This is a genomic window from Corallococcus terminator (assembly GCF_003611635.1).
In the GTDB taxonomy this organism is placed as follows: Bacteria; Myxococcota; Myxococcia; order Myxococcales; family Myxococcaceae; genus Corallococcus; species Corallococcus terminator.
On record NZ_RAVZ01000493.1, the window covers coordinates 1 to 5,093 of the forward strand.

The window sequence follows — 5,093 nt, forward strand, 5'->3', positions numbered from 1 at the left end:
GGTCGGGGCCGCGGGCTCCATCCTCGTGAAGAGCCGGCTGTCGCACCCGTACCTCCCGGTGGGCGCGTCGGAGACGTACGCGACGGTGGACCTCACCGGCATCGAGGTGGCGGGCGCGAAGCGCAGCCCCGTGAACCTGGCGGTCGTCATCGACCGGTCGGGTTCCATGAGCGGCTACAAGCTGCAGCAGGCGAAGCAGGCCGCGCGGCACCTGGTGACGCTCCTGCGGGATGAGGACCGGCTGGCCATCGTGCACTACGGGTCGGATGTGAAGAGCCTGCCGTCGCTGCCGGCGACGCCGTCCAACCGCGAGCGGATGGCCCAGTTCATCGACGGCATCTGGGACGATGGTGGCACCAACATCAGCGCGGGTCTGTCCGTGGGCCGCACGCAGTTGGCGTCCGCCATGGGGGGCTCCGCCACCGTCAACCGCCTCATCCTCATGAGCGATGGCCAGCCCACCGAGGGCGTGTCGGATGAGCAGGGCCTGAAGAACGTGGTGCGGGAGATCCGCGCCTCCGGCATCACGGTGAGCTCCATTGGCGTGGGCACCGACTTCAACGAGGACCTGATGCAGGCCTTCGCGGAGTACGGCGCGGGTGCGTACGGCTTCCTGGAGGACGCAAGCCAGTTGTCCACCCTCTTCCAGCGCGACCTCCAGCAGGCCACCACCGCGGTGGCGCGCAACGTGGAGCTGTCCTTCGAACTGCCTCCGGGCACGTCGCTGGGCGAGGTGCTGGGCTACCGCGCGCACCAGGCCGGCAACACCGTGCGCGTGGCGATGCCGGACTTCTCCGCGGGCCAGGTGGAGCGCGTGGTGGTGCGCCTCAACGTCACCGCGGGCTCCGCGGGCCAGACGGTGCAGGTGACGGGGCTGAAGCTCACGTACACGGACCTGCTCGCCCACAAGAACGTGGAGGACCAGTCCCGGCTGACCGCGGTGGCCACCAACATCCAGGAGGAAGTCGTGCAGCGCCAGGACAAGGAGGCCACGGTGTACGCGGCCCGGGCGCGCGGCGCGCAGAACCTCCAGAAGGCCGCGGAGGCGATGAGCCAGGGCAAGAAGAACGAGGCCCAGCTCTACCTGCGCCAGAACCAGGCGCTCTTCCTGGAAGCCGGCAGCGTGGCGGGCGCGGCGGCGGTGGCCGAAGACCAGGCGGAGCAGGCCGCGTCCATGAAGGCCTACGACGACGCGGACAGCGAGGAGTCCCAGCGCGCCGCGGTGAAGAGCAGCAAGGTGAAGGCGCTCAAGGGCTTTGGCCGGATGGGCTCCACCTACTGAGGCAGTGCTTCCGGCCCTGTCGTCACACGGATGTGACGACAGGGCTGGGACGTCAGGTGGGCTGGAGTGGGGAACGCTCGACTCCCCGGCCCCTTGTCGACGCGAAGCGGCATCTTCGCGATTGACCTGTGGAATCGCGTGGCCCTATCTGCGCGTTCTTCCAGGCTTCAGCCCTGGAAGGGCGCACTGGAGGCGCGAGACAGCATGGCGGCGAGCGCGAGCACCCCGTGGGTCGGGGTCATCATGGGCGGCAGAAGCGACCTCGAACACCTGCAACCGGCGATCGACATCCTCGCTGAGCTGCGCATCCCGCATGAGGTGCGCGTCGTGTCCGCGCACCGCACCCCGGACTGGATGATGGAGTACGCCTCCACCGCGGAGGCGCGGGGCCTGTCGGTCATCATCGCCGCGGCGGGCGGCGCGGCGCACCTGCCCGGCATGGTGTCCAGCAAGACGCTGCTGCCGGTGCTGGGCGTGCCCATGCCGACGACGGTGCTGAACGGCTTCGACGCGCTGCTCTCCATCGTGCAGATGCCCAAGGGCGTCCCGGTGGGCACGCAGGCCATCGGCAAGCCGGGGGCCGCCAACGCGGCGCTGCACGCGGCGGCCATCCTCAGCCTCAAATACCCGGAGCTGCGCGAGCGGCTGGGCGCCTGGCGCAAGGCCCGCACGGACGAAGTGCTGGCGCACCGCGAGGTGTCCGGATGACGGCGCGCGTGGTGCTCCCCGGCGGCACGCTGGGCATCCTGGGCGGTGGGCAGTTGGGGCGCATGATGGCGCTCGCCGCGCGCACGCTGGGCTATCAGGTGCAGGCGTTGGATCCGGACTCCACCTGCCCTGCCCGCTCGGTGGTGGACCGCTGCCTCACCGCGTCCTTCTCCGACACGTCCGCAGCGGAGGATCTGGCGCGCTCGTGCGACGTGGTGACGCTGGAGATTGAAAAGGTGTCGCTGGCCACGCTGAACGCCGTCGCGCGCCACACGCCCATGCGGCCCGGCGCGGACGTGCTGTCCGTGGTGCAGCACCGGGGACGGCAGAAGGCCTGGCTCGCCAAGGGCGGCTTCCCGCTGGGGCCCTGGCGCGAGGCGAACTCGGAGGCGGAGCTCTCCTCGGCCATCAGCGCGATGGGCGGCAAGTGCTTCATCAAGTCCAGTGAGGGCGGCTACGACGGGCGCGGCCAGTACGAGGTGAAGGGCGCCTCCGAGGCGGCCGTCGCGTGGAAGGAGCTGGGCGAGCGCTCCGTGGTGGTGGAGGCCGCGCTGGATTTGAAGGCGGAGCTGTCGGTGCTCGTCGCGCGCGGGCCGGATGGGCAGCTCGCGGTGTACCCGCCCGCGTTCAACCACCACGAGGACCGCATCCTCGCGTGGTCGCTCTTGCCGGGTCCGCTGCCGGAGGCGGTGCTGTCGCAGGCGTCGCAGGTGGCGCGCGACATCACCTCCGGGCTGAAGGTGGAGGGGCTGCTGGTGGTGGAGATGTTCCTGCTGGGGGACGGCTCGCTGCTGGTGAACGAGGTGGCGCCCCGGCCGCACAACAGCTTCCACTCGACGGAAGTGGCGTGCCTGACGAGCCAGTTCGAGCAGGCCGTGCGCGCGGTGTGCAACCTGCCGCTGGGCTCCGTGGAGGTGGTGCGTCCGGCGGCCATCGTCAACCTGCTGGGCGACCTGTGGCTGAACGAGGGTGGGCCCCGCTTCGAGCAGGTGCTGGCGATGCCCGGCGTCCGGCTGCACCTGTACGGCAAGCGCGACGCGCGCAAGGGCCGCAAGATGGGCCACCTGTCCGCGGTGGGCAGCACGCCCGAGGACGCGCTCACCCGCGTGCAGGCCGCCGCCAGGCTCCTGGGGATGTGACGCCCGTGAAGACGAACGCCGCCCGGTTGTTGGATTCGCTCGGCATCGCGTACAGCTTGCGCGACTACGACGTGGACCCGGACGACTTGTCCGCGGAGACCGTGGCGGCCAAGGTGGGCATGCCCGCCGAACAGGTGTTCAAGACGCTGGTGGCCAAGGGCGACCGCACCGGCGTGTTGATGGCGGTGGTGCCGGGCAACGCGGAGCTGGATTTGAAGGCCCTGGCGCGGCTGAGCGGCGACCGCAAGGTGGACACCGTCCCGCTCAAGGAATTGCAGCCGCTCACCGGGTTCATCCGGGGCGGCGTCACCGCGCTGGGGGGCAAGAAGGAATACCCCGTCTACGTGGATGAGACGCTGGAGCTGTTCGACACCGTCGCCGTGTCGGCGGGGGTGCGCGGCACGCAGATTCTCCTCGCCCCCGCGGACTACCTGCGGGTGACGAAAGGGAAGACGGGACCGCTGTCGCGCCCCAAGGCGTAGACCTTTTTCGCGGGCCACGCGTTCGAAGGACATTCCCGGCCCGAGGGCCGTTCCCGGGGTGTCCCGATGAATGCCGCCGTGTTGCAATTCCACCACCGCGAAGCCTTCGAGCACACCGTCACGCGCGCGCTGGCGGCGGGCGCCGGGGCGGGGGTCGTGCAGTGGCTGACGCTGCGCATGGGCATGCCCATGCCGTTCACGTGGCTGGTCCCCGCGGCGGTGGTGCTGGCGTGCGCGAGGGGTGACCGGTGGGACCGGGGCCTGTTGAGCGGGCTGGGCCTGCTGCTCGTCGGCCTGCCCTATGGCCTGGGCCTGTCGCCCGGGTGGACGGTGGCGATGAGCGGCGCGGCGGCGGGCGCCCTGTTGGTGCGCGCGCGCCTCAACGAGCTGGGCGAGGAGGGCCAGGTGGCGGAGGCCCGCCCCACCCTCGTGCACTACGGCCTGGGCAGCGTGCTGGGCGCGGGGCTCACCCTGGCGGGTGGCGTGGTGGCGAAGATTCTGGCCGTGCACCTGGCGTCCGTGGCCACGCCGACGCTGCTGTCGGCGGTGCTGGTGGGCGGCATCGTGGGGCTCTTCGTGGGCCTGGGCGCCATCGCCGCGCACCTGGGCCTGACGGCCGACCCGGTGGAGGCACGAGCGGAGGAGCTGCTGCCCCAGCTCTCCGGCGACTTCCACACCCTGTCCGAACGCGCGCTGTCCCTCTACCGCCAATGCGGTCAGTCCCTGGCGAAGCTGCCCCGTGAGCCCGCGCGCGAGGAGCTGGCCCGCACGTTGGCGCGCATCACGCGCGGCGCGGTGGAGCTGGCGTCCGAATGGGCCGGCGTGGAAGCGCAGTTGGAGGAGCGCGCCACCGCGGAGCTGCAGGCGGAGCGCGACAGCCTGGAGAAGAGCGCCCGCGCCAGCACCGACGCGGTGGCCCGGCGGCAGTTGGAGGTCGCGGCGGCGTCGCTGGCCGAGGAGGTGGAGCGGCTGGGAGACATGCGTCAGCGGCGCGAGCGGATCATCGCGCGACTGCGCGCGGAGGTGGCGCTGTTGGAGCGCGCGCGCGTGGCGCTGTTGTCCCTGCGCAGCGGTCAGGCGCAGCTCAAAGCGGCGGAGCTGGCCTCGCTGGCGCGTCGTTTCCGGGCTCTCTCGACTGCTCAGGGAGAGGAGGGGCAGGCCATGGATGCGGTCGCGGCCCAGGTGACGCTCGCCCAGGTCGCGCCGGTGGAAGCCGCCCTGGTGACGCCCGTGGACGCCGCGCCGATGGCTTCCGATGGCGCCAACGTGCCGGAACTCCAGCGGATTCGCGGGGAGTAGTGCCCCCGGGGCCCTCTTTCTCAGTTCCCGGGAAGAATGGTGGTGCCTTCCGGCAAGGGTCCTTTTTGGATGTTGGGGGCGCCTGAAGGGAGGGGGGGACTGAAGCTTCCTTCAGAGCGCGGTACATTTTAGGAGTCATGAGCCTGCCTTCCCCCAGCAAGCCCGGCCCGCCACCCCCCTGGC

5 protein-coding genes are annotated in these 5,093 nt (G+C 71.2%); all 5 read left to right on the top strand.

Going from position 1 to position 5,093, the window contains the following annotated elements:
- A partial coding sequence (locus D7V88_RS38755; RefSeq protein WP_120545556.1) for a VWA domain-containing protein occupies nucleotides 1-1,282 on the top strand: 1,282 nt, incomplete at its 5' end.
- 204 nt (nucleotides 1,283-1,486) lie between these two features.
- On the top strand, nucleotides 1,487-1,990 hold the full coding sequence (gene purE, locus D7V88_RS38760; RefSeq protein ID WP_208726718.1) for a 5-(carboxyamino)imidazole ribonucleotide mutase: 504 nt from the start codon (nucleotides 1,487-1,489) through the stop codon (nucleotides 1,988-1,990).
- Nucleotides 1,987-3,129 carry a 5-(carboxyamino)imidazole ribonucleotide synthase gene (gene purK, locus D7V88_RS38765; RefSeq protein WP_120545557.1) on the top strand — a complete coding sequence of 381 codons (1,143 nt, stop codon included), beginning with the start codon at nucleotides 1,987-1,989 and terminating at the stop codon, nucleotides 3,127-3,129. The genes purE and purK overlap by 4 nt, the downstream gene beginning before the upstream one ends.
- A gap of 5 nt (nucleotides 3,130-3,134) precedes the next feature.
- Nucleotides 3,135-3,611, top strand: coding sequence for a Cys-tRNA(Pro) deacylase (gene ybaK, locus D7V88_RS38770; RefSeq protein WP_120545560.1), 477 nt, complete (start codon nucleotides 3,135-3,137; stop codon nucleotides 3,609-3,611).
- Nucleotides 3,612-3,689: 78 nt separating this feature from the next.
- Entirely contained in the window at nucleotides 3,690-4,910 is a 1,221-nt protein-coding gene (locus tag D7V88_RS38775; RefSeq protein WP_244238626.1) for a hypothetical protein, read from the top strand.
- Nucleotides 4,911-5,093 lie beyond the last annotated feature (183 nt).